Origin of the sequence: Campylobacter sp. RKI_CA19_01116 (assembly GCF_025771405.1) — a bacterium.
In the GTDB taxonomy this organism is placed as follows: Bacteria; Campylobacterota; Campylobacteria; order Campylobacterales; family Campylobacteraceae; genus Campylobacter_D.
The window spans coordinates 1-730 of the sequence record NZ_JAKMQF010000028.1 but is presented as its reverse complement, the minus strand read 5'-3'; the positions used below and the strand labels follow the sequence as shown (position 1 = coordinate 730).

The following is a 730-nucleotide window of genomic DNA, read 5'->3' as shown; positions in this document are numbered from 1 at the left end:
TGTATTAGAACAAAAGGTTGGTTCTAATATGAATGAAATTAATAGAGTATTTGATAGCTATAAAGCCTTAGACTTTACAACAGAAGTTGCTAATGCTAAAGGTGGGGTTGAAGTAACAGCAAATGCTTTAGGTAAAGAAATAGTAGCTATGCTAAGACAATCATCTGAATTTGCTAACTTACTTGCTAGTGAAAGTGGTAAATTACAAAGTGCTGTTAAGAACTTAACTGATTCTTCATCAAGCCAAGCTTCTTCTTTAGAAGAAACAGCAGCAGCATTAGAAGAGATTACTTCTTCTATGCAAAATGTATCTCATAAAACTAGTGAAGTAATTGCTCAAAGTGAAGAAATTAAAAATGTTACTTCTATTATTGGAGATATTGCTGATCAAATTAACCTACTTGCATTAAATGCAGCTATTGAAGCAGCACGTGCTGGTGAACATGGACGTGGCTTTGCTGTTGTTGCTGATGAAGTTAGAAATCTAGCTGAAAGAACTCAAAAGTCTTTAGGTGAGATTGAAGCTAATACTAATATCTTAGTTCAATCTATTAATGAAATGGGTGAAAGTATTAAAGAACAAACTACAGGTATTACTCAAATAAATGATGCTGTAGCTCAAATTGATCATGTAACTCAAGAGAATTTAAAAATAGCTAATGATAGTGCTATAGTAGCTGATAATGTAAATAAAATAGCTAGTGATATCTTAGAGGATGCTAGAAAGAAA

Annotated in this window: 1 protein-coding gene; it reads left to right on the top strand. The window is 32.2% G+C overall.

The window, feature by feature from the left end; translation table 11 throughout:
- A partial coding sequence (locus L8U41_RS07845; protein ID WP_263728262.1) for a methyl-accepting chemotaxis protein occupies positions 1-730 on the top strand: 730 nt, incomplete at both ends.